This window comes from Streptomyces sp. NPDC096046 (genome assembly GCF_040303285.1).
Lineage (GTDB): Bacteria > Actinomycetota > Actinomycetes > Streptomycetales > Streptomycetaceae > Streptomyces.
The window spans coordinates 18,589-44,600 of record NZ_JBEOSZ010000054.1 but is presented as its reverse complement, the minus strand read 5'-3'; the positions used below and the strand labels follow the sequence as shown (position 1 = coordinate 44,600).

Annotated in this window: 25 protein-coding genes; 18 read left to right on the top strand and 7 right to left on the bottom strand. The window is 71.9% G+C overall.

Annotated features, from left to right (window positions below):
- The first annotated feature begins 109 nt into the window (after positions 1–109).
- The 7 genes from ABTX62_RS32595 (at position 110) to ABTX62_RS32565 (ending at position 9,414) form a co-directional block, all read left to right on the top strand.
- Positions 110–970: a TrmH family RNA methyltransferase gene (locus tag ABTX62_RS32595; RefSeq protein ID WP_352119544.1), complete on the top strand. Its 861-nt coding sequence runs from the start codon at positions 110–112 to the stop codon at positions 968–970.
- Between the two features lie 54 nt (positions 971–1,024).
- On the top strand, positions 1,025–2,167 hold the full coding sequence (locus ABTX62_RS32590; RefSeq protein ID WP_352119543.1) for a sensor histidine kinase: 1,143 nt from the start codon (positions 1,025–1,027) through the stop codon (positions 2,165–2,167).
- A gap of 128 nt (positions 2,168–2,295) precedes the next feature.
- Positions 2,296–3,423, top strand: a complete 1,128-nt coding sequence (pheS, locus tag ABTX62_RS32585) for a phenylalanine--tRNA ligase subunit alpha (protein WP_352119542.1) — start codon at positions 2,296–2,298, stop codon at positions 3,421–3,423.
- Positions 3,423–5,936: a phenylalanine--tRNA ligase subunit beta gene (gene pheT, locus ABTX62_RS32580; RefSeq protein WP_352119541.1), complete on the top strand. Its 2,514-nt coding sequence runs from the start codon at positions 3,423–3,425 to the stop codon at positions 5,934–5,936. The genes pheS and pheT overlap by 1 nt, the downstream gene beginning before the upstream one ends.
- Positions 5,937–6,150: 214 nt before the next feature.
- The gene (locus ABTX62_RS32575) at positions 6,151–7,155 is read left to right on the top strand and encodes a PP2C family protein-serine/threonine phosphatase (RefSeq protein WP_352119540.1); all 1,005 of its coding nucleotides are present in this window, start codon (positions 6,151–6,153) and stop codon (positions 7,153–7,155) included.
- 267 nt (positions 7,156–7,422) lie between these two features.
- Positions 7,423–8,763: an NsdA family TPR-like regulatory protein gene (locus ABTX62_RS32570; RefSeq protein ID WP_352119539.1), complete on the top strand. Its 1,341-nt coding sequence runs from the start codon at positions 7,423–7,425 to the stop codon at positions 8,761–8,763.
- A gap of 105 nt (positions 8,764–8,868) precedes the next feature.
- Positions 8,869–9,414, top strand: coding sequence for an NUDIX hydrolase (locus ABTX62_RS32565; RefSeq protein ID WP_352119538.1), 546 nt, complete (start codon positions 8,869–8,871; stop codon positions 9,412–9,414).
- A gap of 19 nt (positions 9,415–9,433) precedes the next feature.
- Here ABTX62_RS32565 and ABTX62_RS32560 read toward each other — a convergent pair whose 3' ends face one another.
- On the bottom strand, positions 9,434–9,691 hold the full coding sequence (locus ABTX62_RS32560; RefSeq protein ID WP_283971782.1) for a hypothetical protein: 258 nt from the start codon (positions 9,689–9,691) through the stop codon (positions 9,434–9,436).
- 219 nt (positions 9,692–9,910) lie between these two features.
- Here ABTX62_RS32560 and ABTX62_RS32555 point away from each other — a divergent pair, with 219 nt between their 5' ends.
- On the top strand, positions 9,911–10,141 hold the full coding sequence (locus ABTX62_RS32555; protein ID WP_352119537.1) for a hypothetical protein: 231 nt from the start codon (positions 9,911–9,913) through the stop codon (positions 10,139–10,141).
- Positions 10,142–10,163: 22 nt separating this feature from the next.
- Here the strand turns inward: ABTX62_RS32555 and ABTX62_RS32550 are convergent, their stop codons facing one another.
- Positions 10,164–11,039 (bottom strand): 3-hydroxybutyryl-CoA dehydrogenase, encoded by an 876-nt coding sequence (locus tag ABTX62_RS32550; RefSeq protein WP_283971784.1) that lies wholly within the window; start codon positions 11,037–11,039, stop codon positions 10,164–10,166.
- A gap of 179 nt (positions 11,040–11,218) precedes the next feature.
- Here ABTX62_RS32550 and ABTX62_RS32545 point away from each other — a divergent pair, with 179 nt between their 5' ends.
- A complete protein-coding gene (locus tag ABTX62_RS32545; protein ID WP_352119536.1) occupies positions 11,219–12,448 on the top strand; it encodes a glycoside hydrolase family 10-like protein in 1,230 nt (409 codons plus the stop codon).
- Position 12,449: 1 nt separating this feature from the next.
- On the opposite strand, the gene ABTX62_RS32540 is transcribed toward ABTX62_RS32545, so the two are convergent.
- Positions 12,450–12,650 carry a DUF1918 domain-containing protein gene (locus tag ABTX62_RS32540; RefSeq protein ID WP_010045242.1) on the bottom strand — a complete coding sequence of 67 codons (201 nt, stop codon included), beginning with the start codon at positions 12,648–12,650 and terminating at the stop codon, positions 12,450–12,452.
- Between the two features lie 92 nt (positions 12,651–12,742).
- Positions 12,743–13,663, bottom strand: coding sequence for a DMT family transporter (locus tag ABTX62_RS32535; RefSeq protein WP_352119535.1), 921 nt, complete (start codon positions 13,661–13,663; stop codon positions 12,743–12,745).
- Here ABTX62_RS32535 and ABTX62_RS32530 point away from each other — a divergent pair.
- The 3 genes from ABTX62_RS32530 to ABTX62_RS32520 all read left to right on the top strand — a co-directional run bounded on the left by ABTX62_RS32530 (position 13,662) and on the right by ABTX62_RS32520 (position 16,247).
- Complete coding sequence (locus ABTX62_RS32530) at positions 13,662–15,098, top strand: aminotransferase-like domain-containing protein (protein WP_352119534.1); 1,437 nt, start codon at positions 13,662–13,664, stop codon at positions 15,096–15,098. The genes ABTX62_RS32535 and ABTX62_RS32530 overlap by 2 nt on opposite strands.
- A gap of 41 nt (positions 15,099–15,139) precedes the next feature.
- The gene (locus ABTX62_RS32525; RefSeq protein ID WP_352119533.1) at positions 15,140–15,580 is read left to right on the top strand and encodes a GNAT family N-acetyltransferase; all 441 of its coding nucleotides are present in this window, start codon (positions 15,140–15,142) and stop codon (positions 15,578–15,580) included.
- A gap of 73 nt (positions 15,581–15,653) precedes the next feature.
- Complete coding sequence (locus tag ABTX62_RS32520; RefSeq protein ID WP_352119532.1) at positions 15,654–16,247, top strand: histidine phosphatase family protein; 594 nt, start codon at positions 15,654–15,656, stop codon at positions 16,245–16,247.
- Here the strand turns inward: ABTX62_RS32520 and ABTX62_RS32515 are convergent.
- Entirely contained in the window at positions 16,229–16,699 is a 471-nt protein-coding gene (locus tag ABTX62_RS32515; RefSeq protein WP_352119531.1) for a DUF6314 family protein, read from the bottom strand. The two genes, ABTX62_RS32520 and ABTX62_RS32515, sit on opposite strands and share 19 nt — an antisense overlap.
- A 137-nt stretch (positions 16,700–16,836) precedes the next feature.
- Here ABTX62_RS32515 and ABTX62_RS32510 point away from each other — a divergent pair, with 137 nt between their 5' ends.
- The 6 genes from ABTX62_RS32510 to ABTX62_RS32485 all read left to right on the top strand — a co-directional run bounded on the left by ABTX62_RS32510 (position 16,837) and on the right by ABTX62_RS32485 (position 24,674).
- Positions 16,837–19,323: an alpha-L-arabinofuranosidase family protein gene (locus ABTX62_RS32510; protein WP_352119530.1), complete on the top strand. Its 2,487-nt coding sequence runs from the start codon at positions 16,837–16,839 to the stop codon at positions 19,321–19,323.
- A gap of 514 nt (positions 19,324–19,837) precedes the next feature.
- Complete coding sequence (gene argC, locus ABTX62_RS32505; RefSeq protein ID WP_352119529.1) at positions 19,838–20,866, top strand: N-acetyl-gamma-glutamyl-phosphate reductase; 1,029 nt, start codon at positions 19,838–19,840, stop codon at positions 20,864–20,866.
- Positions 20,863–22,014, top strand: a complete 1,152-nt coding sequence (gene argJ, locus ABTX62_RS32500) for a bifunctional glutamate N-acetyltransferase/amino-acid acetyltransferase ArgJ (RefSeq protein WP_352119528.1) — start codon at positions 20,863–20,865, stop codon at positions 22,012–22,014. The genes argC and argJ overlap by 4 nt, the downstream gene beginning before the upstream one ends.
- Positions 22,011–22,925: an acetylglutamate kinase gene (gene argB, locus ABTX62_RS32495; RefSeq protein ID WP_352119527.1), complete on the top strand. Its 915-nt coding sequence runs from the start codon at positions 22,011–22,013 to the stop codon at positions 22,923–22,925. Before argJ ends, argB begins: the two co-directional genes overlap by 4 nt.
- Positions 22,922–24,121, top strand: coding sequence for an acetylornithine transaminase (locus tag ABTX62_RS32490; RefSeq protein ID WP_352119526.1), 1,200 nt, complete (start codon positions 22,922–22,924; stop codon positions 24,119–24,121). The genes argB and ABTX62_RS32490 overlap by 4 nt, the downstream gene beginning before the upstream one ends.
- A gap of 7 nt (positions 24,122–24,128) precedes the next feature.
- The gene (locus ABTX62_RS32485) at positions 24,129–24,674 is read left to right on the top strand and encodes an arginine repressor (RefSeq protein ID WP_352119525.1); all 546 of its coding nucleotides are present in this window, start codon (positions 24,129–24,131) and stop codon (positions 24,672–24,674) included.
- 103 nt (positions 24,675–24,777) lie between these two features.
- Here ABTX62_RS32485 and ABTX62_RS32480 read toward each other — a convergent pair whose 3' ends face one another.
- Positions 24,778–25,518 (bottom strand): FAD:protein FMN transferase, encoded by a 741-nt coding sequence (locus tag ABTX62_RS32480; protein ID WP_502998055.1) that lies wholly within the window; start codon positions 25,516–25,518, stop codon positions 24,778–24,780.
- Positions 25,519–25,573: 55 nt separating this feature from the next.
- Positions 25,574–26,012: FMN-binding protein (locus ABTX62_RS32475; RefSeq protein ID WP_352119523.1), on the bottom strand; the 439-nt coding region annotated here is incomplete at its 5' end.

The following is a 26,012-nucleotide window of genomic DNA, read 5'->3' as shown; positions in this document are numbered from 1 at the left end:
GTACACCCAGTACGAGGGCTTGCACCCGGCACGCCGAGAGCACGCACCGGACGCCGCTCCTTGACGGGCAAACGTTGCCTGCCGCGGCACTAGCGAGAAAGCGAACCGGATGTCTCCCGCCACCCCCGAGCTCATCTCCCCCCGCTCCCCCCGTGTCCTGGCCGCGCGGCGGCTGGCCAAGCGGAACTTCCGGGGGAAGGAGCGGCTGTTCCTCGCGGAGGGGCCGCAGGCCGTCCGGGAGGCGGCCGGGCACCGGACCGGGGGCGCGGCCACGCTCGTGGAGCTGTTCACGACGCTGGAGGCCGCCGAACGCCACGCCGACATCGTGGGAGCGGCCCGGGACGCCGGAGCACGGGTGCACCTCGCCGCCGAGCAGGTCGTCGCCGACATCTCCACCACGGTCACCCCGCAGGGGCTCGTCGGTGTCTGCCGGTTCCTGGACACGCCGTTCGAGGAGGTCCTCGCGGCCCGTCCCCGGCTCGTCGCCCTCCTCGCCAACGTCCGTGACCCCGGCAACGCCGGGACCGTGCTGCGCTGCGCCGACGCCGCCGGTGCCGAGGCCGTCGTCCTGACCGACGCCTCGGTCGACGTGTACAACCCCAAGGCCGTCCGGGCCTCCGTCGGCTCCCTGTTCCACCTGCCGGTCGCCGTCGGTGTCCCCGTGGAGCGGGCCGTCGACGCGCTGCGGGACGCCGGGGCCCGGGTCCTCGCCGCCGACGGGGCGGGCGACCGCGACCTCGACGACGAGCTCGACAAGGGCACCATGGGCGGGCCCACCGCCTGGGTCTTCGGCAACGAGGCGTGGGGTCTGCCGGAGGAGACCCGCGCCCTCACGGACGCCGTCGTGCGCGTTCCGATCCACGGGAAGGCCGAGAGCCTGAACCTCGCCACCGCCGCCGCCGTATGTCTCTATGCGTCGGCGCGCGCACAGCGCGCCTCCGGAGGGTGCCGCTCCGTCACCGGGAACTAGTAGGGTGACCAGCTCAGGGACCCCTCTGCGGAGCCTTGGAGGTGGGGTACGGGGATGAGTGGCGGCACGAGCAGCGCACCGGGAGCCCAGGACGCCGGGAGCCCGCCCGCCGCGTCCCGGCCACCCGGTGATCCGGCCGGCCTGGGCATCGACCCCGACCAGCTGCCCGACGGGCTCGTCGTCGCCGACGAGCAGGGCCGGGTCATCTGCTTCAACGCGGCCGCCGAGCGCATCAGCGCGGTCCGTGCCGACGACGCCCTCGGACAGCCGCTGGAGAAGGTCCTGCCGTTAGAGGACCTGGAGGGCCGGCGCTGGTGGCAGCTGACCGACCCGTACGGGGGACTCGCCATCCGCGCCGGACAGCCCGAGCGCAATCTGCTCCTGCCCGGCGGTCGAGAGGTGCTGGTCTGCGCGCGCTACGTCCGCACCCGGCCCACCGGACCCGTACGGCGGCTGGTCGTCACCCTGCGCGACACCGAGGCCCGCCGCCGCACCGAGCGCAGCCACGCCGAACTGATCGCCACCGTCGCCCACGAACTGCGCTCGCCGCTCACCTCCGTCAAGGGCTTCACCGCCACGCTGCTGGCCAAGTGGGAACGGTTCACCGACGACCAGAAGCGGCTGATGCTGGAGACCGTCGACGCCGACGCCGACCGGGTCACCCGGCTCATCGCCGAGCTGCTCGACATCTCCCGCATCGACTCCGGCCGGCTGGAGGTGCGGCGCCAGCCCGTCGACATCGGCGCCGCCGTCTCACGGCACATCCAGGCCTACGTCGCCGCCGGACAGCCGGCCGACCGGTTCCTGCTGCGCGTCCAGCAGCCGCTGCCCGACCTGTGGGCCGACCCCGACAAGATCGACCAGGTGCTCAGCAACCTGCTGGAAAACGCCGTGCGGCACGGCGAGGGAACTGTCACGATCGACGTCACGGCCACGGCGTCCCCCCGCGAGGGCGAGGACACCGGCACGTCGGTCACGGTGAGCGACGAAGGGTCCGGCATCCCGGAGGAGTCCATGAACCGCGTCTTCACCCGCTTCTGGCGGGGCAGCAAGCGCGGCGGGACGGGCCTCGGGCTCTACATCGTCAAGGGCATCGTCGAGGCCCACGGCGGCACCATCACGGTCGGCCGCGCCCCCGGTGCCGGCGCCGAGTTCCGATTTACCTTGCCCGTGAGCGCTCCGGCCTATCTCGCCTGAGCCCCGCGGGCGCATGCGTATACCTCCACCCCGTTAGACTCGGCCCTTGGCACCTTTGTGTCCCTTCAGGCGGCCGTCCGAGTCGGAGACGGGGACCTCCAGCCAGCCAATCGGAAGCACGGGAAGAGATGTCGGCACCGAATAAGTCGTACGACCCTGTCGAGGTCGAGACGTTGAAACCGGAAGAGATCGAGCGCATGCGGGACGAGGCGCTCGCCGCCTTCGCCGCCGCGGACTCCCTCGACGCGCTCCACGAGGCCAAGGTCGCCCAGACCGGCCCCGCCTCGCCGCTGGCCCTCGCCAACCGCGAGATCGGCGCCCTGCCCCCGCACGCCAAGGCCGAGGCGGGCAAGCGCGTCGGCCAGGCCCGCGGTGCCGTGAACAAGGCCCTCGCCGCCCGCCAGGTGGAACTCGAGGCCGAACGGGACGCGCGCGTGCTCGTCGAGGAGGCGGTGGACGTCACACTGCCGTACGACCGTGTGCCGTCCGGCGCCCGGCACCCGCTCACCACGATGATGGAACGGGTCGCGGACGTCTTCGTGGCCATGGGCTACGAGGTCGCCGAGGGGCCCGAGGCCGAGGCGGAGTGGTTCAACTTCGACGCGCTCAACTTCCTGCCCGACCACCCGGCCCGGCAGATGCAGGACACCTTCTTCGTGCGGGGCCCCGAGGGCACCGAGGAGTCCGGGTCCGGCGTCGTCCTGCGCACGCACACCTCGCCGGTGCAGGCCCGCGCGCTGCTCGACCGTGAGCTGCCGGTCTACATCGTCTGCCCCGGCCGGGTGTTCCGCACCGACGAGCTGGACGCCACGCACACGCCCGTCTTCCACCAGATCGAGCTGCTCGCGGTGGACGAGGGCCTGACGATGGCGGACCTCAAGGGCACCCTGGACCACATGGTCCAGGCCCTGTTCGGCGCGGACATGAAGACCCGGCTGCGGCCGAACTACTTCCCCTTCACCGAGCCCAGCGCCGAGATGGACATGCTCTGCTACGTCTGCAAGGGCGAGTCCATCGGCAACCCCGACCGCCCCTGCCGCACCTGCTCCTCCGAGGGCTGGATCGAGCTGGGCGGCTGCGGCATGGTCAACCCGCGGGTGCTCACCGCCTGCGGCGTCGACCCCGAGAAGTACAGCGGGTTCGCCTTCGGGTTCGGCATCGAGCGGATGCTGATGTTCCGCCACAACGTCGATGACATGCGAGACATGGTCGAGGGTGACGTCCGGTTCACCCGGCCGTTCGGGATGGAGATCTGATGCGGGTCCCGCTTTCTTGGCTGCGGGAGTACGTCGACCTGCCGGAGACGGAGACCGGCCGGGACGTGCAGGCCAAGCTCATTTCGGCCGGTCTGGAGGTCGAGACCGTCGAGCAGCTCGGCGCCGACCTCAAGGGCCCGCTGGTCGTCGGCCAGGTGGCGACGATCGAGGAGCTGACGGAGTTCAAGAAGCCGATCCGCTTCTGCACCGTCGACGTCGGCCAGGCCAACGGCACGGGCGAGCCCCAGGAGATCGTCTGCGGCGCCCGCAACTTCGCCGTCGGCGACAAGGTCGTCGTGGCGCTGCCCGGCGCCGTTCTGCCCGGGGACTTCCAGATCGCCGAGCGCAAGACCTACGGCCGGATGTCGCGCGGCATGATCTGCTCCAGCGACGAGCTGAACATGGGCGACGACGGCACCAAGGGCATCATCGTCCTGCCGCCGGAGACCGAGATCGGCAAGGACGCCGTCGAACTGCTGGAACTGGTCGACGAGGTCCTCGACATCGCGGTCACGCCCGACCGCGGCTACTGCCTGTCCATCCGCGGTGTCGCCCGCGAGACCGCCACCGCCTACGGCCTGCCGCTGCGCGACCCGGCGCTGCTCGACGTGCCCGGACCGAACGCGTACGGCTACCCGGTGCGGATCTCCGACCCCACCGGCTGCGACCGCTTCACCGCCCGCACGGTGACCGGTCTCAGCGCCGAGGCCCGCTCCCCGATCTGGCTCCAGCGCCGGCTCCAGAAGGTCGGCATGCGCCCGATCTCGCTCGCCGTCGACGTCACCAACTACGTGATGACGGAGCTCGGCCAGCCCCTGCACGCCTACGACCGCGGTCTGGTCCAGGGCACGATCGGGGTGCGCCGGGCCGAGGCGGGCGAGAAGCTCACCACCCTCGACGGTGTCGAGCGCACGCTGGACGCCGAGGACCTGGTGATCACCGACGACCGCGGCCCGATCGGGCTCGCCGGCGTCATGGGCGGCGCCAACACGGAGATCGCCGACCACGACGACGTGCAGAACGCCACGTCCGACGTGGTCATCGAGGCGGCGCACTTCGACGCGGTGTCGATCGCGCGCACGGCCCGCCGGCACAAGCTGTCCTCCGAGGCGTCCCGGCGCTTCGAGCGCGGCGTCGACCCGCAGGCCGCGGCGGCCGCCGCGCAGCGCACCGTCGATCTGCTGGTCCTGCTCGCGGGAGGCACCGCCGAGGCCGGCGTGACCGAGATCCTCGCCCCGTCCGCGCCGCGCACCATCACCATCCCGGCCGACCACCCGGACCAGGTCGCGGGCGTCGCCTACGGCCGCGAGACCGTCGTGCGCCGCCTCCAGGAGGTCGGCTGCGACGTGTACGGGCAGGACGAGCTGATCGTCACCGTGCCGTCCTGGCGTCCCGACCTCACCGACCCGAACGACCTGGCCGAAGAGGTCATCCGGCTGGAGGGCTACGAGAACCTGCCCGCCACGCTGCCCAAGCCGCCGGCCGGCCGCGGTCTGACCGACCGGCAGCGGCTGCACCGCCGCGTGGGCCGGGCACTGGCCGGTGCCGGGTACGTCGAGGCGCTGAACTACCCGTTCATCGGCGAGCAGGTCTTCGACCAGCTCGGCCTCGACGCGGACGACCCGGTCCGCCGCGTCGTGAAGCTCAGCAACCCGCTCAGCGACGAGGAGCCCGCGCTGCGCACGACGCTGCTGCCGGGTCTGCTCGCCGCCCTGCGGCGCAACGACGGCCGGGGCTCGCACGACCTCGCGCTGTTCGAGACGGGTCTGGTCTTCCGGCCGCGCGGGGAGCAGCGGATCGCCGCCGTGCTGCCCGTCGACCGGCGCCCGGCCGATGAGGAACTCGCCGGGCTGAACGCGGCGCTGCCCGAGCAGCCGCGGCACGTCGCCGTGGTCCTCGCCGGTGCGCGCGAGCAGGCCGGCTGGTGGGGCAAGGGCCGTCCGGCCGACTGGGCCGACGCGGTCGAGGCCGCCCGGGCCGTCGCGCGGGAGGCCGGTGCCGCACTCGTCATCCGCAAGGGGCAGTACGGGCCGTGGCATCCGGGGCGGTGCGCCGAGCTGGTGCTCACCGTCGACGGTGCCGAGCGGGTCGTGGGGCACGCGGGCGAGTTGCACCCGCGGGTCGTGAAGGCCCTCGGGCTGCCCGCGCGCACCTGTGCGATGGAGATCGACCTGAACGCGGTGGAAAGTGCCGGTGATGCCACGACGGCGGCACCGCGGATCTCCACGTTCCCCGTCGCCACGCAGGATGTCGCCCTGGTCGTCGACGCGTTCGTGCCGGCCGCCGAGGTCGAGGCGGCGCTGCGGGACGGGGCCGGGGAACTGCTGGAGTCCATCCGTTTGTTCGACGTGTACGAGAACGCCGAGCAGTTGGGGGAAGGGCGGAAGTCGCTCGCGTACGCGCTGCGGTTCCGGGCCTCCGACCGGACGCTGACCGTGGACGAGGCGTCCGCGGCCCGGGACGCGGCGGTGGCCCTCGCGGGCGAGCGTGTGGGTGCGGAACTGCGGAGCTGAGTGCCCAGGGGAAGGGGACTGCGCTGTCTTGGCGGTTGCGGGTTCGTCGTGGTCGTTCGCGCAGTTCCCCGCGCCCTCGAGAAAGGGGCACGTCACTCGTTTGAGTGGTAAAGGTGGATGATCTCCCCCTTTTCGGTGTGCTGTCGACAGAATCGGACCGGCCTTCTCGGGCCGGTCCGATTCTGTGTCAGGGCCTATTGGGGGGGCCATCGGCATGATCCGCATCAGGGGTCGGGTGCGCAGCCTCGGGCTGCCTGCGGTAGGGGGCGCGGCGGCTGTCACGTACAAACTGGCCTGCCCGCTCGCCCAGGAGACCGGTCTCCAGGCCCGGATCGTCACCAGCACGGTGTGCTTCGCGGTGGGGACCGGGCTGATTCTGCAAGTGCGGCGGTCGCTGATGCGCGAACTGCGCCAGCTGCGCCGGGTCGCGGGCGCCGCGCAGAGCGCCCTGCTGCGGCCGTTGCCCGCCCGGATCGACGGGCTGGACGTGGCATCCGTCCAGGTGGCGGCGGAGCGTGGTGCCGCGGTCGGGGGTGACCTGTACGAGGCCGTCGCCACCGAACACGGCGTACGGGCCGTGATGGGTGACGTACGCGGGCACGGGATCGGCGCGTTCGGGACCGTCGCCGCCGTGCTCGGCTGTTTCCGCGAGGCCGCGCACGACGAGCAGGACCTCGGCGGGGTGCTGCGGCGGCTGGAGCGGGCCCTGGAGCGGCATCTGCGTCAGGAGCATCCCGCGGGCGCGGCCGAGGAGTTCGTGACCCTGCTGCTCGTGGAGATCCGGCCCGACGGTGAGATGCTCGCGCTGAACTGCGGCCACCCGTGGCCGTACCGGGTGAGCGGCGTCGAGGTGGAACAGCTGGCTCCCGGCGATCCGCATCCGCCCCTGGGGCTGTTCCCCCTGCCGGCCGTTCTGCCGACCGTGGACCTGGGGTATCTCCAGGACGATGAGGCGCTGTTCCTCTTCACGGACGGCGCCCAGGACGCGCGGGACGCCCGTGGCCGGTTCTTCCCGCTGGCCACCGCGTTGACGAGCGTCGCGCGGGACGGTCCGCTCTCCTCGCGGGGTGTCGTCGGCAGGATCTCCACGGCCCTCCTCCACCACACCCGGGGCACTCCTCCGGACGACATCGCCCTGCTGGTGCTCACCAACAGCCGGAGGGCGCCGTCGAGGGCGCGAACATCCACGACGCACCCGCAGCAGAGCACACACCTCTGACACCACGGCGGGAGATCGCGCCGCCGGCGATGCCGTCCGCCCCGCCACGGAGTGTCGGGCAGGCGGCCGGGCGGACGGCGGTAGCGGGCCGCCGCGTGTACGAGGGGGAGCCGGCGGCCCGGCCGGCCTCTTTCGAGGCAGTTCAGTCAACCGGTCGGCGACTCTGAGCGACAGTGCGCACACCGTGCGGATTCGAGCACTCCGTTCACACCCCGTGTGAAGGCGGAACCACTAATCTGGCCGCACCGAGCCATCCGGGGGGCCCACATGCAGCCCAACACTCTGCTCGACGCGATCCTGGACGAGGCGGGGATCTCGCACGCGGGGCTGGCCGCACACGTCAATCAGGCGGGACGAGCCCGTGGCCTGTCCCTGAGGTACGAACACACCGCCGTCGCCCGGTGGTTGAAGGGGCAGCGGCCCCGGGGCCAGGTGCCCGACCTGATCTGCGAGGTGCTCGCGGGCCGGCTGCAACGGCATGTCACCCTCGACGACATCGGCCTCGGCGTGCCCGGCGAGCCGTCCGCCCCGCACACCGGCTCCCTGTCCGGGTTCGTCGAACGGGCCACCGCCCTGTGGCGATCCGACCAGCAGCAGCGCCCGCACATCCTCGGCGCACCCGCCCTCACCGGCACGCCCGCCGTGATGCCGGTGTGGGAGTGGGAGAACCCGCCCGAGGACGTCGACGTCTCCCGCGGTGGCCGGCACCGGGTCACCTCGGGCGACCTGGAGATGCTGCGTGCCGCCCGCACGCACTACGAGCAGATGTACCGCAAGGCCGGGGGCATCGCGACACGGGCCCGTATCGTCGGCTTCCTGAACGCCGAGGCCGCCCCGCTGCTGCGCGGCGGTTACACCGACCAGACCGGCCGGCAACTGCACCGCGCCACCGGCGGGTTGGTGGCCGTCGCCGGCATCTGCGCCTACGATTCCGACGCGCACGGACTCGCCCAGCGCTACTTCCACCAGGCGCTGCGGCTCGCGAAGGCCAGCGGGGACCGGGGACTCGGGGCGTATGTGATCGCCCTGCTGGTCAACCAGTCGCTGTTCATGCGGGAGTACCGGCAGTCCGTCGCCTTCGCGGAGGCCGCGCTGCGGGCCGCCGGCAAGCACCTCACCCCGGCGCTCGCCTCCGACCTGTACGCCATGCAGGCCAAGGCCTACGCGCATCTCGGCGACGGCGGCAGCGCCCTGTCCTGCATCCGGCGGGCCGAGCAGTCGGCCGAGCGGATCCGGCGCGGTCACGAGCCCGACGAGACCGGCTATGTCCAGCCGGGGCTGGTCAATGTGCAGGTGGCGGAGGCGCTGCTCAGCCTCGGGGAGCTCGCGGCCGCCGGGGAGCATGCCGCGGCCGCCGTGGACAACCCGGCGCACGACCGCGGCCGGGTGCACCGGCTGGCCATGCTCAGCACCATCGAACTGCGGCAGGGCAACGCCGACAAGGCGGTGGCCATCGCCGTGCAGATGGCCGAGCAGGCCCGGGGTATGGAGTCCCAGCGGCTGCGCGACCGGCTGCGCGCGGTGCGGGAGCACCTGGTGCGCAGTGGTTGCGCCGGCACGGCCGAGGCCGCCGAACTCATCGACGGAGCCCTGCGCGTACCGTTGTAGATCCGGACGCGGTGCCCGTGTCGCCCCCAGACGCCTCCCGTGCGCCTGCTGTCCGTGCGTCCCTGCTGCGATATTGCCACTTACTCGACGGAAGGTGGCAGAACCGTGCAGTGGACGAAACACAACGAGCAAACTGTGTACTCAAACCGCTGGTTCAGCGTCAATCTCGCGGATGTCGAACTGCCGGACGGTCGGCATCTGGACCACTTCCTCATACGGCTGAGGCCCGTCGCGGTGGCCACGGTCGTGAACGAGGCCAACGAGGTGCTCCTGCTCTGGCGGCACCGTTTCATCACCGACAGCTGGGGGTGGGAACTCGCGGCCGGAGTGGTCGAGGACGGCGAGGACATCGCCCGCGCGGCCGCCAGGGAACTGGAGGAGGAGACCGGCTGGCGGCCGGGGCCCCTGCACCACCTCATGAGCGTGGAGCCGTCCAACGGGCTCACCGACGCCCGGCACCACGTGTTCTGGGCCGCCGACGGCGAGTACGTCGGGCACCCCGTGGACGACTTCGAGTCGGACCGCCGGGAATGGGTGCCTCTCAAACTCGTCCCGGACATGGTCGCCCGCGGTGAGGTCCCGGCCGCCAACATGGCGGCCGCGTTACTTCTGCTGCACCATCTGAGGCTGGGTCAGGACACGTTGCCCTGAGCTAGTGCCTGCTGCGGCACTAGTGCCCCAGCGCCTGCCAGATCGCCACGACGAGGGCACCCACGGCGGTGAGGGCGGCGACCGCGGGCAGCGGCCAGCGCGCGTGTTCGAGTGTGTGGATCCGGGTGTTGAGCTCGTCGAGTTCCTTGGCGGTTTCCTCGGTGCGGTGACTGAGCAGCGCCAACCCGCCCTCCACGCGGGCGTAGGCCACATCGAGGCGGCGCCGTAACTCTGCGAGTTCTCCATGGACGACGGGATGCTCGGGATCGATGGTCACGAGTCCGCTCCTTTCCGTAGTCGTTTCACATCCCTTGCATGCTCATGTGGAGTCAACTCGCCTGGTGGGCGCCTGGGGAGAGTGTGCGAGGGGCATATGCGAGCCCGGCGCGCACACGGTGTGTGAATGACACGGGCCCGGCGCCCACTCAGGTGACGGGCCCGCCGACTGGCCGAAATCTGACCGACCGTAATCGGACTCGGGGGTACCCGGGACACCATGACGAAGTGGCGGAAGTGCGCGGTGTACGCGCTGGCGCTCTACGCGCTGTCGGTCGTGGTGTTCCGGTACTCCTCCGGCGGAACGGGATGGGGCACGGCGCTGCTGCTCGCCCTGGCGGCCACTCCGCTCGCCCTCTGGATGGGCTGGCTGCGCAGCCGCCTCAACGAGCGGGCGGCGGAATGGGGACGCCGCCGGTTCCGGCCGTGGCCGGAGGAGCGGCGGCGTTGAGATGGCTGCGGCAGCCGGACGGTCAGGCGTAGGTGTAGAAGCCGGAGCCCGTCTTGCGGCCCAGCCGGCCCGCGTCGACCATGCGCTGCAGGAGCGGGGGAGCGGCGTACAGGGGCTCCTTGTACTCCTCGTACATCGACTGCGCGACCGAGGCGACCGTGTCCAGGCCGATCAGGTCGGACAGCTTCAAAGGGCCCATCGGGTGGGCGCAGCCCATCTCCATGCCGTTGTCGATGTCCTCGCGGCTGGCGATGCCCGTCTCGAACATCCGGATCGCGGAGAGCAGGTACGGGATCAGCAGTGCGTTCACCACGAAGCCGGAGCGGTCCTGGGCGCGGATCGCGTGCTTGCCGAGCAGCTTCTCGGTGAAGAGCTGGGCGCGGCTGATCGTGCCTTCGGACGTGGTGAGCGCCGGGATCAGCTCGACGAGCTTCTGCACCGGGGCCGGGTTGAAGAAGTGGATGCCGATGACCTGGTCGGGCCGCGAGGTCGCCACGGCCAGCTTCACCAGGGGGATGGAGGAGGTGTTGGAGGCCAGGATGGCGTCGGGCCGGGTCACGACCTGGTCGAGCACCTGGAAGATCTCCGTTTTGACCTGCTCGTTCTCCACGACGGCCTCGATCACGAGGTCGCGGTCGGCGAACTCGCCGAGGTCCGTGGTGAAGCTCAGGCGGGCCAGCGTGGCCTCCTGCTCCTCCTCGGTGATCTTGCCGCGTTCGGCGGCCTTGGCCAGGGAGGTGAACAGCCGGGTGCGGCCGATCTCCAGGGCTTCGCCGGTGGTCTCGGCGACCATGACGTCCAGGCCGGCCCGGGCGCACACCTCGGCGATCCCCGCGCCCATCTGACCGCAGCCCACGACTCCGACGCGTGCAATGTCTCCCGCTGGGGTGTCCGTCACATCGACCCTTTCGCTGCTGATCCACGACCGGGCAGGCGGGCCGGGTCCCGGCGCCTGCTCCGTTCGTGCACGTTACCGCCAAGTATCGATGATCGATCGCGGGGGGCGGGTGTGATTCGGGCATGCTGACCCCGGAGCGATCCGCGACCGGGCGGATCCGCGGCTTTTGGGGCATACGGATGGGACGAGTGTCACGCAGGGCGTTCGCGGTGGCGGCGCTGTCGGCTTTCACGATGATGCCTGCGGCGTCGGCCGCGACCGGACGCCGCGGCGGAGCGCCGGACTCCGAGATGCGGGGCGTCTGGCTCGCGTCCGTGGCCAACCGCGACTGGCCGTCGAAGCCCGGGCTGACCGCGTCGCAGCAGCGCGCCGAGCTGCTCACCCATCTCGACACCGCGGTCCGCAACCGGCTCAACACCGTGTTCTTCCAGGTCCGGCCCATGGCGGACGCGATGTGGCCCTCACCGTACGAGCCATGGTCGCAGTACCTCACCGGAACCCAGGGCGAGGACCCCGGCTGGGACCCGCTGGGCACGGCCGTCGCGGAGGCCCACGCCCGGGGCCTGCACCTGCACGCCTGGTTCAACCCGTACCGGGTCGCCGCCCACGCCGACCCGGCCCGGCTCGCCGCCTCCCACCCCGCCCGGCGGAACCCGGGCTGGGTGGTGACGTACGGCGGGAAGCTCTTCTACAACCCGGGGCTGCCCGAGGTCCGTGCCTTCGTCGAGGACGCGATGCTCGACGCGGTGGCGAGGTATCCCGTGGACGGCGTCCACTTCGACGACTACTTCTACCCGTACCCCGTGGCGGGGCAGAGCTTCGACGACGACGACGCCTACGACGAGCACGGCGGCGACTTCCCCGACCGGGCCGCCTGGCGGCGGGACAACATCGACCGGCTGGTGCGGGAGACGGCGGACCGTGTCGGGGAGATCCGGCCGGGCGCCCGTTTCGGCGTCAGCCCCTTCGGAGTGTGGCGCAACGCCGCGACCGATCCGCTCGGCTCGGACACGCGGGCGGGCGTGGAGACCTACGACGACCTGCACGCGGACACGCGGACGTGGGTGCGCGAAGGCTGGATCGACTACATCGTCCCGCAGCTGTACTGGAACATCGGCTTCACCGCCGCCGACTACGCGAAGCTGGTGCCCTGGTGGGCGGAGGTCGCGCGGGGCAGCGCGACGCAGCTCTACGTGGGGGAGGCGCTGTACAAGGCCGGTGACCCCGCGCAGCCCGCCGCGTGGCAGCGGACGGACGAGCTGTCCCGGCACCTGACGCTGGCCGGGCGGCATCCGGAGGTGCGCGGACACGTCTACTTCGCCGCCAAGGACATGGCGGCCGACCGGATCGGGGCGATGGCGCGGGTGGTCGCCGACCACTACCCGGAGCCGGCGACACCCCCGCGCTGACTCACGGCCCGGTGGTGGTCTCCCGGTGCCGGATCTCCGTGTCGGGTCCCGGGGAGCACACGCCCTCGTGCCCGTCCTCGAACCGGACCCGGTACGGCGGGTTGCCCTCCTGGCCGAGCACTTCGACGATCTCGCCGACCTTGTCGTGCTGACCGACCACCCTGCCGTGCTGGACAAGCTGGTCACCCACGGTTGCGCGCATCTGGGTCCTCCTCACGAGGTGCGGAGCAGCGGTCCGTGGCCTGAGGCCCAGGCCGAAAGGCGTCTGCCGGCGAGGGCCGTGCGCCGTTCCGCTCAGCCGCGTGATCGCTGTGTGACGGCGATGCAGACCAGCACCGCCGCGGCCGTCAACGGGGCGGCGACCGTGAGGTGCTCGCCCAGCAGCAGCACCGACCACACCAGTGTGAGCAGCGGCTGGGCGAGCTGCAACTGGCTGGCCTTGGGGATGCCGATGGCCGCCATGCCGCGGTACCAGACGACCAGCCCGGCGAACTGTGAGCCCGCCGCGACCCACAGCAGTCCGGTGACGCTGTGCGCGGTGAGCCGCACGGGTTCGTGCGCCAGGGCGAGCGCGGCGACGGGCACGGTCAGCGGCAGGCACAGCACCAGCGCCCAGCCGATCACCTGCCAGCCCGGCATGACCCGGGCCAGCCTGCCGCCCTCGGTGTAGCCGGCCGCGCAGACCAGCAGCGCGGCGAAGAGGTACAGGTCGGCGGTGGTCAGCGCGCCGCCGCTCTGCTGCGCCGTGAAGGCCAGCACCGCCGCCGCTCCCGCGAGGGCGGCGATCCAGAACGTGCGCGAGGGGCGGGTGCCGACGCGCAGCGCGGAGAAGAGCGCCGTCGTCAGCGGGAGCAGGCCGACCACGACGGCGGCGTGCGCGGTGGTGGACGTCCGCAGCGCCAGCGTGGTCAGCAGCGGGAAGCCGAGGACGACACCGGCCCCGACGACCGCGAGTCCCGGCCGGTGCCGGCGGGCGGGCGGCGGTACGCGCAGGGCCAGCAGACAGCCGCCCGCGATGAGTGCGGCCAGGACGCTCCGGACGGCGACCAGCGACCAGGGCCCGAAGCCCTCCAGTCCCCACGCGGTGGCCGGGAAGGTGAGGGAGAAGGCCACGACGCCGAGCGCGGCCTGGAGGGCGCCGAAGCCGGGGCGCTCCGGTGCCGAGGCGACGACTGCTATCGAAGGTGCGGCAGTAGCGCTACTCTCTACTCTCATGCAAGAGCGTAGCAGCGTAGGGGAACTCGTGGAACAGCTGAGGCGGGAGCTCGACCGCTACCCGCCGGGTGGAAAGCTGCCGTCGAGTCGGTCGCTCGTGGAACGGTTCCGGATGAGCCCCGTGACGGTGTCGCGGGCGCTGGCGCAGCTCGCCGCCGAGGGTCTGGTGGTCACCCGGCCCGGCGCCGGCGCGTTCCGCGCACAGCCCCGGACGGCACCGGCCCCCGCCGGGGACACCTCCTGGCAGGAGGTCGCCCTCAGCGCCGACGGTGCCGCCGACCTCGTGCCACGCTCGGTGGACGCCTCCGGGGTGCTGGTGTCGCTGGCCGCGCCGCCGCCCGGCGTGATCGAGTTCAACGGCGGCTATCTGCACCCGTCGTTGCAGCCCGAGCGGGCCATGGCCGCCGCCCTCTCGCGGGCCGGGCGCCGTCCCGGGGCCTGGGGACGACCTCCCATGGAAGGGCTGCCCGAGCTGCGCGAATGGTTCGCGCGGAGCATCGGAGGCTCGGTCACGGCCGCCGGGGTGCTGATCACCGCGGGCGGCCAGTCCGCGCTCACCACCGCTCTGCGCGCCCTCGTCCCGCCCGGCGCCCCCGTCCTGGTCGAGTCGCCGACGTACCCCGGCATGCTCGCCATCGCCCGGGCGGCCGGCCTGCGTCCGGTACCCGTCCCGGTGGACGCCGACGGTGTGCGGCCGGAGTTGCTCGAGGACGCGTTCCGTGCCACCGGCGCCCCGGCCTTCGTCTGCCAGCCGCTCTTCCAGAACCCGACCGGCGCCGTGCTCGCGCCCGGACGGCGCGCCGAGGTGCTGCGCATCGCCCGGGAGGCGGGCGCCTTCGTGGTCGAGGACGACTTCGTGCGGCGGCTCGTGCACGAGGACGCGGGGCCGCTGCCGCGCCCGCTGGCCGCCGACGATCCCGACGGCGTCGTCGTCCACGTCTCCTCCCTGACCAAGGCGACCTCGCCCAGTTTCCGGGTGAGCGCCCTGGCCGCCCGCGGACCGGTCCTGGAACGGCTGCGCGCCATCCAGGTCGTCGACACGTTCTTCGTGCCGCGCCCCCTCCAGGAGGCCGCGCTCGAACTCGTCGGCTCGCCCGCCTGGCCGCGCCACCTGAGGACCCTCTCCGCCGAGCTGAAAGCCCGCCGGGACGCGATGACCGGCGCACTCGCCCTGCACCTGCCGGAGTTCTCCCTGCCCCACGTCCCGTCCGGCGGCTACCACCTGTGGCCCCGCCTGCCCGACGGCACGGACGAGTCGGCCCTGACCTCCGCGGCCCTGCGCGCCGGAGTCGCCCTCACGCCCGGCCGCCCGTACTTCAGCGCCGAACCACCGGCCGCCCACCTCCGCCTGAGTTTCGCCGCGGTCGCCGGAACCGGGGAGATCACCGAGGGCGTACGGCGGCTGCGCACCGCCTGCGACGAGGTGCCGGCATAACCACTCGACGCACGTCCGGGCGGCCTGTCAGCATCGCGGACATGACCGACACGCCGAGCCTGCCCGAGGGCTGCGAGATCTCCACCGACCCGGCCCGTATCGACGCCGGACGGGTGCACCACTGGCTGTCCACCGACGCCTACTGGGCGCTGGGCCGGTCCCGGGAGAAGCAGGACCGGGCGATCGAGGGGTCGCTCAACTTCGGCGTGTACGACGGGGTGTCGGGGGAGCAGGTCGCCTACGCCCGGGTGATCACCGACCGGGCGACCTTCGCGTGGCTGTGTGACGTCTACGTCGATCCGTCGGTGCGCGGCAAGGGGATCGGCAGCGCGCTCGTGGGCGCCGTACGGGACGAGACGCGGTCGTACGGGGTGCGGCGGGTGCTGCTCGCCACGCACGACGCGCACGGAGTGTACGAGAAGCACGGGTTCGCGGCCCTGGAGCGCCCCGAGCACTGGATGGCGCTGGTCTTCGGCCGGTGAAGGTCGGCACACCCTGGGTAACTCGTAGGTAACACCCCTTGACCTGCGCACTTGAGGACCTCACGATCGCCGCATGCCACTGAGGGTCACGTTCGTCGCCGCCGCGCGCAGCTCCGCTCTGCTCGCCGAGCGTTTCGAGGACGACCGGCCGCTGGACCAGGCCGGCTGGGGTGAGGTGGAGCGCGTCGCCCAGGAGCTGCTGCCGCTCGCCGCGGCGGAGCTGCGCTGCTGTTCGCCGGCCCCCCGCAGCCGGTCGACGGGGGAGGGGCTGGGATACGCGCCGCTGGTGCAGCTCGGCCTGCGCGACTGCGACATGGGCCGGTGGCGCGGGCTGACGCTCGGCGAGGCCATGGCCCGGGAGCCGGAGGCGGTGGACGCCTGGCTCGCCGACCCACACGCCACCCCGCACGGCGGCGAGTCCCTGGTCGACTTCATCACCCGTGTCGGCGGCTGGCTCGACACCCGGCCCGTCGAGGACGGCTGCCGGGTCGTGGCGGTGGCCGAACCGTCCGTGATCCGGGCCGCCCTGGTCTATGTGCTGAAGGCGCCGCCCTCGACCTACTGGAACCTCGACGTCCGCCCGCTGTCGACGACCTGCGTGACGGGCCGCGCGGGCCGCTGGAACCTGCGTTTCGACAAGGCGACGGCTCAGCCCTCACGCGCGTAGCGGGTCGTCAGCACCAGGTCCTTGGCGGGACCGCGCACCCGCCACACCGTCCGCCAGTGGTCCGCGTCGCGGACCGTGAACTCCCCGCGGTAGAGGTCGGCCGCACAGGGATGGCCGGTGACATGCCGGCCGGACGTCAGGTCCAGGTCGTGGAACGGCCGTCCGTCGGCGAACCGCACGTTCGCCGTGCCGCCCGGCCCCGGCAGGAAGCACAGCGTCCGCTCGGCGGGCCGGGCGACGCCCCGCCAGACGAAGGTGCCGGACTCGTGGTGCAGCAGCCCGCCGGTCACCGGTGCGGCGCGCCCGTCGCCTTCGTCCGGCAACGGGCCGAACTCCGTCACACCGGTGAACTCACCCTCCGCGCCGCTCGCGAGATCCCGCACCGACCGTGACACCCGCCAGCGCCCGGCCAGATACGCCAGCGCGTCCGGCACCGGCCAGAACTCGCCCATCCCGCCCCGCTCTCCGTCCCAGCCGTTGTCGCGCGACCCATTGACGCGCCTTCTCCCCCTCCCTATCTTGCCGTTCGAAGTGCTGATCAATGTCTGATATTTCGAACACTCCTCTACCAGAGAGCCGCGGAGTATCCATGCCAAGCACCGCCGCCCGCACCCGATGGCGACTCGGTCTCACGACCACCGCCCTCCTGACGGCAGCAGCCCTCGTACCGGCCCCCGCGCACGCCGAGGACGTCACCGACTACGCGATCACCGTCCACCCGTCCGCCCAGGGCGCGAAGATCGACGACACGATGTACGGCGTCTTCTTCGAGGACATCAACCGCGCCGCCGACGGCGGTCTGTACGCCGAACTCGTGCAGAACCGCTCCTTCGAGTACTCCACCGCCGACAACGGCTCCTACACGCCCCTGACCGCCTGGACGGCCGGTGGCACGGCCCGGGTCGTGAACGACGCGGGCCGGCTCAACGCCCGCAACCGCAACTACCTGTCCCTGGGCGCCGGTTCATCCGTCGCGAACGCCGGCTACAACACCGGCGTCAGGGTCGAGCAGGGCAAGAGGTACGACTTCTCGGTGTGGGCCCGCGCCGAGAGCGGCACCACGCTCACCGTCTCGCTGAAGGACGCCGCCGGCAGCCTGGCCACCGCCCGCCAGGTGGCCGTGAAGGGCGGCTGGACCAAGTACAAGGCCACCTTCACCGCCACCCGCACCAGCAACCGGGGCCGGCTCGCCGTCGCCTCGGCGAACGCCGCCGCGCTCGACGAGATATCGCTCTTCCCGCGCGACACCTACAAGAAACAGCCGAACGGCCTGCGCAAGGACCTCGCCGAGAAGATCGCCGCCCTGAAGCCCGGCTTCGTGCGCTTCCCCGGCGGCTGCCTGGTCAACACCGGCTCCATGGAGGACTACAGCGAGGCCTCGAACTGGCAGCGCAAGCGCAGCTACCAGTGGAAGGACACCATCGGCCCGGTCGAGGAGCGCGCCACCAACGCCAACTTCTGGGGCTACAACCAGAGCTACGGCCTCGGCTACTACGAGTACTTCCGCTTCTCCGAGGACATCGGCGCCATGCCGCTGCCCGTCGTCCCCGCCCTGGTGACCGGCTGCGGCCAGAACAAGGCCACCGACGACGACGCCCTGCTCAAGCGGCACATCCAGGACGCCCTCGACCTCATCGAGTTCGCCAACGGCCCGGCGACCTCGAAGTGGGGCAAGGTGCGCGCGCGGATGGGCCACCCCAAGTCCTTCCACCTCACCCACATCGGGGTCGGCAACGAGGAGAACCTCCCCGAGGAGTTCTTCGCCCGGTTCCAGCAGTTCCGGGCCGCGATCAAGGCGAAGCACCCGGACATCACCGTCATCTCCAACTCGGGCCCGGACGACGCCGGCACGACCTTCGACACCGCCTGGCGGCTCAACCGCGAGGGCAAGGTCGACATGGTCGACGAGCACTACTACAACAGCCCGAACTGGTTCCTCCAGAACAACGACCGCTACGACTCCTACGACAGGAACGGCCCCAAGGTCTTCCTCGGCGAGTACGCCTCCCAGGGCAACGCCTGGAAGAACGGCCTCTCCGAAGCCGCCTACATGACCGGCCTGGAGCGCAACGCGGACATCGTCAAGCTCGCCTCGTACGCCCCGCTGCTCGCCAACGAGGACTACGTGCAGTGGCGGCCCGACATGATCTGGTTCAACAACCGTGCCTCCTGGAACTCGGCCAACTACGAGGTCCAGAAGCTTTTCATGAACAACGTCGGTGACCGCGTGGTCCCCTCCGAGGCCACGACGACCCCTGACGTCAGCGGCCCCATCACCGGTGCCGTCGGCCTGTCGACATGGGCGACCAGCGCCGCGTACGACGACGTGAAGGTCACCTCGGCGGACGGATCGACCCTGCTGAGCGACGACTTCTCCGGTGACGCCTCGAAGTGGAGGCACTCCGGCGCGGGCAGCTGGAGCATCCGGGACGGGGCGTACGTCCAGACCGACACCGCCGCCGAGAACACCATGGTCACGGCGGGCGACCCGGCGTGGAAGGACTACGACCTGCATGTGAAGGCCACCAAGAAGTCCGGCAAGGAGGGCTTCCTCGTCGCCTTCGGCGTCAAGGACACCGGCAACTACTACTGGTGGAACCTCGGCGGCTGGAACAACACCCAGTCCGCGATCGAGCAGGCCGTGGACGGCGGCAAGGGCACCCTGATGACGAAGGCCGGATCGATCGAGACGGGCCGGACCTACGACATCGACATCAAGGTGCGCGGCCGCCAGGTCACCCTGTTCCTCGACGGTGAGGAGTGGGGCGGCTTCAAGGACGACAAGCCCGCCGAGCCGTTCCGCCAGGTCGTCACCGAGGACGCCCGGACCGGTGACCTGATCGTCAAGGTCGTCAACGCCCAGCCGGCCGAGGCCCGTACGGCCGTCGACCTCGGTGGCGCCGAAGTCTCCTCCAGGGCCCGGGTGACCACCCTGGCCGCCGACGAGGACGCCGTGAACACCGAGACGGACACCCCGGTGACGCCGGTGACGTCGACCTTCCGGGGTGTGGCCAAGAAGTTCACGTACACCTTCCCGGCGAACTCCGTCACGTTTCTGAGGATCAAGCAGAGGTAGGACCGCGGTGCGGGCCGCTGCCTCCGGGGCAACGGCCCGCACCACGCGCGTCACCACGAGCGGAGCCCGTCGCCGGTGTGCCCCACGCCGCCGTACCGTGACGCCCGCCGAGCGGGGCGGTGCGTGTTCTTTCCGGCGCGACGGGTCCGGGCGCGACGGTAGGCCGGGCTCAGCGGTGGGGCGGGCTCAGCGGCGGGCCGTCCACCCCGGGACCGTCGGCAGCGGCAGCGGCAGCGGCTGCCGCGCGAAGCGCCTCGCACCCTTGCACACCGGAGAGGTGCCCGCCCTTCGGGGCCAGAACCCGTCCGGCGGATCAGGTGCCGGCTGCGGCTCACGCTCCGCGCCAGACGTCCGCGCGAGTCCCGGAAGCCCGCGCCGAGGGACCCTTAACCTGTGGTCATGGCCGGGACAAGACCGGTTTCCGGGCCGTCGCGGCGGTCATCGCACCGCCCTGCATGGGATTGCATAAACGTGCGGAGAAACGTATAGTCATGCCCTCTAAGGAGGAGGATCCATGGCGGTACGTGCGGCAGTGGCCGGAGCGAGTGGGTACGCGGGCGGGGAACTGCTGCGTCTGCTCCTGGCGCACCCCGAGGTCGAGATCGGCGCCCTGACCGGCGCCTCGAACGCGGGACAGAAGCTCGGTGCGCTCCAGCCGCACCTGCTGCCCCTGGCCGGCAGGGTGCTCCAGGAGACCACCCCGGAGGTCCTCGCCGGCCATGACGTCGTCTTCCTCGCGCTGCCGCACGGGCAGTCCGCCGCCGTCGCCGAGCAGCTCGGCCCGGACGTACTCGTCGTCGACATGGGCGCCGACTTCCGGCTGACGGACGCCGCCGCCTGGGAGAAGTTCTACGGCTCGTCGCACGCCGGAACCTGGCCCTACGGCCTTCCCGAACTGCCGGGTGGCCGCGCCGCGCTGGAGGGGTCCAAGCGCATCGCGGTGCCCGGCTGCTACCCGACCGCCGTCTCCCTCGCCCTCGTCCCGGCGTACGCGGCGGACCTGGCCGAGCCCGAGGCCGTGATCGTCGCCGCCTCCGGCACGTCCGGCGCGGGCAAGGCGCCCAAGCCGCACCTGCTGGGCAGCGAGGTCATGGGCTCGATGTCCCCCTACGGCGTCGGCGGCGCGCACCGGCACACCCCCGAGATCACCCAGAACCTCAGCGCGGCCGCGGGGCAGCCGGTCTCCGTGTCCTTCACGCCGACCCTCGCGCCCATGCCCCGCGGCATCCTCGCCACGTGCAGCGCCAAGGCCGCCGACGGCGTCACGGCCGAGTCGCTGCGCACCGCCTACGAGAAGGCGTACGCCGACGAGCCGTTCGTGCACCTGCTCCCCGAGGGGCAGTGGCCCGCCACGGCGTCCGTCTACGGTTCGAACGCCGTTCAGGTGCAGGTCGCGTACGACGAGGCCGCCGGGCGGATCATCGTGATCAGCGCCATCGACAACCTCACCAAGGGCACCGCGGGCGGTGCCGTCCAGAGCATGAACATCGCCCTGGGTCTCGACGAGACCACCGGACTTTCCACGATCGGAGTCGCACCGTGAGCGTCACGGCAGCCAAGGGATTCACGGCGGCGGGCATCGCCGCTGGGATCAAGGAGAACGGCAACCCGGACCTGGCCCTCGTGGTCAACAACGGGCCCCGCCGCGCCGCCGCCGGCGTCTTCACCTCCAACCGTGTGAAGGCCGCGCCGGTTCTGTGGTCCGAGCAGGTGCTGAAGAGCGGCCAGGTCTCCGCCGTCGTCCTCAACTCCGGTGGCGCCAACGCCTGCACGGGCCCCAAGGGCTTCCAGGACACCCACGCGACGGCCGAGAAGGCCGCCGAGGTCCTCGGGCGGGGCGCCGTCGAGGTCGCAGTCTGCTCCACCGGCCTCATCGGCGTGCTGCTCCCCATGGACAAACTGCTCCCGGGCATCGCGACGGCCGCCGAGGCGCTCAGCGAGCACGGCGGCGAGAAGGCCGCCATCGCCATCAAGACCACCGACTCCGTCCACAAGACGTCCGTCGTCGCCAAGGACGGCTGGACCGTCGGCGGCATGGCCAAGGGCGCGGGCATGCTGGCCCCCGGCCTCGCCACCATGCTCGTCGTCCTCACCACCGACGCCGACCTGGACGACGAGGTACTGGACAAGGCGCTGCGGGCGGCCACCCGCACGACCTTCGACCGGGTCGACTCCGACGGCTGCATGTCCACCAATGACACCGTGCTGCTGCTCGCCTCCGGCTCGGCCGAGGTCAGCCCCGGGTACGAGGAGTTCGCCGAAGCCGTACGGCAGGTCTGCGACGACCTCGGCCGGCAGCTCATCCGGGACGCCGAGGGCGCCAGCAAGGACATCAAGGTCGAGGTGATCAACGCCGCGACCGAGGACGACGCCGTCGAGGTGGGCCGCTCCATCGCCCGCAACAACCTCCTCAAGTGCGCCCTCCACGGCGAGGACCCCAACTGGGGTCGCGTCCTCTCCGCGATCGGCACCACGCGGGCCGCCTTCGAGCCGGACCGGCTGAACGTCGCCATCAACGGCGTGTGGGTCTGCAAGAACGGCGGTGTCGGCGAGGACCGCGACAAGGTCGACATGCGCTACCGCGAGGTCCACATCGTCGCCGATCTCGCCGCCGGGTCCGAGACCGCCACCATCTGGACCAACGACCTCACCGCCGACTACGTCCACGAGAACAGCGCGTACTCGTCATGAGCAGCGGAGCCACGCGCAAGCACACCGCGCTGCCCAAGGCGCAGATCCTCATCGAGGCGCTGCCCTGGCTGGTCCGGCACAACGGCAAGACGGTCGTCATCAAGTTCGGCGGCAACGCCATGATCGACGAGGACCTCAAGGCCGCCTTCGCCCAGGACGTGGTGTTCCTGCACCACGCCGGCCTCAAGCCCGTGGTGGTGCACGGCGGCGGCCCGCAGATCAGCGCCGCCCTCGACCGGCACGGCATCGTCAGCGAGTTCAAGGCCGGCCTCCGGGTGACCACCGAGGACGCCATGGACGTCGTACGGATGGTGCTGGCGGGGCAGGTCCAGCGCGAGCTGGTCGGGCTGCTCAACCAGCACGGGCCGCTGGCCGTCGGTCTGACCGGCGAGGACGCGCACACCATCACCGCCACCAAGCACCAGCCCGAGATCGACGGAGAGCTGGTCGACATCGGGCGCGTGGGCGAGATCACCGCGATCGACACCGGCGCCATCGAGGCCCTGCTCGCCGACGGCCGCATCCCGGTCGTCTCCTCGATCGCCCGCTCCCAGGACGACGGACATGTCTACAACGTCAATGCTGATACGGCGGCTGCGGCACTCGCTGCTGCACTGGGCGCCGAAACCCTCATGGTCCTCACGGACGTCGAGGGCCTCTACGAGGACTGGCCGCACAGCGACGAGGTGATCAGCCGCCTCACCGCCACCGAGCTGGAGCGGCTGCTGCCGGACCTGTCGTCCGGCATGGTGCCGAAGATGGAGGGCTGCCTGCACGCCGTGCGCAACGGCGTGACCACCGCCCGCGTCATCGACGGCCGGGTCCAGCACTCGATCCTGCTGGAGATCTTCACGGACGAGGGCATCGGCACGATGGTCGTGCCCGACGAGCACGAGGGGGAAGCCGTATGACCGCCCATCAGGAGTACGCCGAGCGGTGGCAGGGCGCGCTCATGGACAACTACGGCACCCCGCTGCTGCCCCTGGCCCGCGGCGAGGGCACCCGCGTCTGGGACGCCGACGGCCATTCCTACCTCGACTTCGTCGGCGGGATCGCCACCAACGCCCTCGGCCACGCCCACCCGGCGGTCGTCGAGGCCGTCACCCGGCAGATCGGCTCCCTCGGCCACATCTCCAACTTCTTCATGGCCGAGCCGACCGTCGCCCTCGCCGAGAGGCTGCTGCGCCTGTTCGGCCGGGACGGCAAGGTCTTCTTCTGCAACTCCGGCGCGGAGGCCAACGAGGCCGCGTTCAAGATCGGCCGGCTGACCGGGCGGACCCATGTCGTCGCCACCGAGGGCGCCTTCCACGGGCGGACCATGGGCGCCCTGGCGATGACCGGCCAGGCCGGCAAGCGTGAGCCGTTCCTGCCCCTGCCCGGTGACGTCACCCACGTGCCCTTCGGCGACGCGCAGGCCCTGGCCGCCGCGGTCACCGAGGAGACCGCCCTCGTCATCCTGGAGCCGATCCAGGGCGAGCTCGGCGTCGTCGTCCCACCGGCCGGCTACCTCAAGGCGGCCCGGGCCATCACCGCCGCGACCGGGGCGCTGCTCGTCCTCGACGAGGTGCAGACCGGCATCGGCCGGACCGGGCACTGGTTCGAGTACCAGGCCCACGAAGGCGTGCTGCCCGACGTCGTCACCCTCGCCAAGCAGCTCGGCGGCGGACTGCCGCTGGGCGCCACCGTCGCCTTCGGGCGGGCCGCGGACCTGCTCCGGCCCGGCCAGCACGGCACGACGTTCGGCGGCAACCCCGTCGCCTGCGCCGCCGGGCTCGCCGTCCTCGACACCATCGAGAACGAGGGGTTGCTGGAGAACGTCAAGCGGCAGAGCGAGAGGTTGCGGGAGGGAATCGAGGGCCTCGGCCACCCGTTGATCGATTTCGTCCGGGGGACGGGACTCCTCCTGGGTATCGTGCTCACCGAGCCGCTCGCGCCCCAGCTGCGCCAGGCGGCTCAGGAGGCCGGATTCCTGGTGAACGTGCCCGCCCCCGACGTCGTCCGGCTGATGCCGCCGCTGAACCTCGGCGACGACGAGGCGGACGCGTTCCTCGGGGCGCTGCCCGGCATCCTTCAGGCAGTGAGCGGGGACGGACGATCCGGGGAATGAGTCGACGATGAGCCAGGCGCAGGACCACGAGCAGCCGGGGGCGAACGGGCCCGCCGTGCCGCAGACCCGCACCGCCCGCCACCGCCGGATCGTGGACATCCTCAACCGGCAGCCGGTCCGCTCGCAGAGCCAGCTGGCGAAGCTGCTCGCCGACGACGGGCTGAGCGTCACGCAGGCGACGCTCAGCCGGGACCTGGACGAGCTGAACGCGGTGAAGATCCGCAACACCGACGGCGACCTGATCTACGCGGTGCCCAGCGAGGGCGGATTCCGTACGCCCCGGGCGCCGCTGGGCGGGTCGGCGAAGGAGGAGCGGATGCGGCGGCTGTCGCAGGAACTGCTGATCTCCGCGGAGGCCTCGGCGAACCTCGTGGTCCTGCGCACCCCTCCCGGGGCCGCGCAGTTCCTGGCCTCGGCCATCGACCAGGCCGAACTGCACGACATCCTGGGAACGATCGCCGGTGACGACACGCTGCTGCTGATCAGCAGAGAGCCGGCGGGTGGGCAGGCGCTGGCCGATCACCTGCTGAGACTGGCGCAGAACGGGCACTAGAGGGGTTGTCGTTCGGGTGCGGGAGCGCTGCGCTGTGGCTGATCGCGCGGTTCCCCGCGCCCCTGGGCCGCAGCCGCTGCGCCCCGTCCGCCCAAGCCTCACCTCACCCCAGCCTCGCGGCCAAGCCCCCCGTGCACCGCACCTCATCCCCTGCCGTGATCAGCAGGGCCTCCGCATCCGGCAGCGACTCCAGCCACGCGAGGCCTTCCCGCGACCCCATCGCGAACGCCGCCGTCGCCCAGCAGTCCACCCACGTCAGCCGGGGCCCCACCACCGTGACGGCGACGAGGTCGGTCACGGCGGAGCGTCCCGTGCGCGGATCGACGATGTGCGCGCCCCGCTCCGCCGTACCGGACGTGGCCACGGACAGCTCGTCGGCCCCGGCGGCCGAGATGACCGCCGCCAGGCCTCCCGGCCGCAGCGGGTCGGACACACCCACGCGCCACGGTCGCTGCCCGCCCGGTGTCCCGAGCAACTGCACGTCCCCGCCGCCGTTGAGGCTCACCCCGCACACCCCGGGCACGTCCGCCAGCCGCCGCGCGGCCCGTTCGACGGCCCAGCCCTTGACGATGCCGGTCGGATCGAGAGAGCCCCGGTACGAGGCGCTGAACCAGCCGTCGCTCCTCCGCTCCGCCTCGGCGGCCAGTTCCAGCACCTCGGCGACCTCGGGGTCGCACTGCGCGACGGTCAGCTCCCCGCGCCGCAGCCGGGAGATCTGGCTGTCCTCACGGTACGTGCTGAACACCTCGTCGACCCGGTGCAGCCCGGCGACGGCCTCGTCCAGGGCCGCGCGCACGGCGGCCGGTTCCCCGCCGCGGACGTCGAAGGAGAAGACGGTCCCCATCGTCTCCTCGGCATGACGTACCGCGGCGGGAGCCTCTGCGGAGTCAGTCACCTGGTCAGCCACCGGCCTGGTCCAGAGCGGACTGGAGGGACTGCTTGTAGCCGGCGCTGGTGTACGTCGCCCCGGACACGGCGTCGATCTGCGCGTTCCCGGCCGCTACGGCCGCCTGGTTGAGGCGGGGGACGGAGGAGGAGGTGATCTGGTCGCTGCGGCCGCCCTTGGGGGCCTGGACCGCTTCCGCCTTGGTGATCTTCCCGCCGGAGACGGTCACCCGCACCTGCACCGGGCCGTACTGCGTCTGCGCGACGCTGCCGGTGAGGGTCCGGGTCTCGGTCCGACCGCCGCCCGACCCCGCGGCCTGCGAGGAACCGCCCCCGGCCGGAGCCTTGTCCAGGGCCGACTGGAGGGACTGCTTGTAGCCGGCGCTGGTGTACGTCGCCCCGGACACGGCGTCGATCTGCGCGTTCCCGGCCGCTACGGCCGCCTGGTTGAGG

Coding starts and splice junctions, on each gene's coding strand:
- ABTX62_RS32595 (WP_352119544.1), top strand. CDS start 110: ATGTCTCCCGCCACCCCCGAGCTCATCTCCCCCCGCTCCCCCCGTGTC.
- ABTX62_RS32590 (WP_352119543.1), top strand. CDS start 1,025: ATGAGTGGCGGCACGAGCAGCGCACCGGGAGCCCAGGACGCCGGGAGC.
- pheS (WP_352119542.1), top strand. CDS start 2,296: ATGTCGGCACCGAATAAGTCGTACGACCCTGTCGAGGTCGAGACGTTG.
- pheT (WP_352119541.1), top strand. CDS start 3,423: ATGCGGGTCCCGCTTTCTTGGCTGCGGGAGTACGTCGACCTGCCGGAG.
- ABTX62_RS32575 (WP_352119540.1), top strand. CDS start 6,151: ATGATCCGCATCAGGGGTCGGGTGCGCAGCCTCGGGCTGCCTGCGGTA.
- ABTX62_RS32570 (WP_352119539.1), top strand. CDS start 7,423: ATGCAGCCCAACACTCTGCTCGACGCGATCCTGGACGAGGCGGGGATC.
- ABTX62_RS32555 (WP_352119537.1), top strand. CDS start 9,911: ATGACGAAGTGGCGGAAGTGCGCGGTGTACGCGCTGGCGCTCTACGCG.
- ABTX62_RS32545 (WP_352119536.1), top strand. CDS start 11,219: ATGGGACGAGTGTCACGCAGGGCGTTCGCGGTGGCGGCGCTGTCGGCT.
- ABTX62_RS32540 (WP_010045242.1), bottom strand. CDS start 12,650: ATGCGCGCAACCGTGGGTGACCAGCTTGTCCAGCACGGCAGGGTGGTC.
- ABTX62_RS32530 (WP_352119534.1), top strand. CDS start 13,662: ATGCAAGAGCGTAGCAGCGTAGGGGAACTCGTGGAACAGCTGAGGCGG.
- ABTX62_RS32535 (WP_352119535.1), bottom strand. CDS start 13,663: ATGAGAGTAGAGAGTAGCGCTACTGCCGCACCTTCGATAGCAGTCGTC.
- ABTX62_RS32525 (WP_352119533.1), top strand. CDS start 15,140: ATGACCGACACGCCGAGCCTGCCCGAGGGCTGCGAGATCTCCACCGAC.
- ABTX62_RS32520 (WP_352119532.1), top strand. CDS start 15,654: ATGCCACTGAGGGTCACGTTCGTCGCCGCCGCGCGCAGCTCCGCTCTG.
- ABTX62_RS32515 (WP_352119531.1), bottom strand. CDS start 16,699: ATGGGCGAGTTCTGGCCGGTGCCGGACGCGCTGGCGTATCTGGCCGGG.
- ABTX62_RS32510 (WP_352119530.1), top strand. CDS start 16,837: ATGCCAAGCACCGCCGCCCGCACCCGATGGCGACTCGGTCTCACGACC.
- argC (WP_352119529.1), top strand. CDS start 19,838: ATGGCGGTACGTGCGGCAGTGGCCGGAGCGAGTGGGTACGCGGGCGGG.
- argB (WP_352119527.1), top strand. CDS start 22,011: ATGAGCAGCGGAGCCACGCGCAAGCACACCGCGCTGCCCAAGGCGCAG.
- ABTX62_RS32490 (WP_352119526.1), top strand. CDS start 22,922: ATGACCGCCCATCAGGAGTACGCCGAGCGGTGGCAGGGCGCGCTCATG.
- ABTX62_RS32485 (WP_352119525.1), top strand. CDS start 24,129: ATGAGCCAGGCGCAGGACCACGAGCAGCCGGGGGCGAACGGGCCCGCC.
- ABTX62_RS32480 (WP_502998055.1), bottom strand. CDS start 25,518: ATGGGGACCGTCTTCTCCTTCGACGTCCGCGGCGGGGAACCGGCCGCC.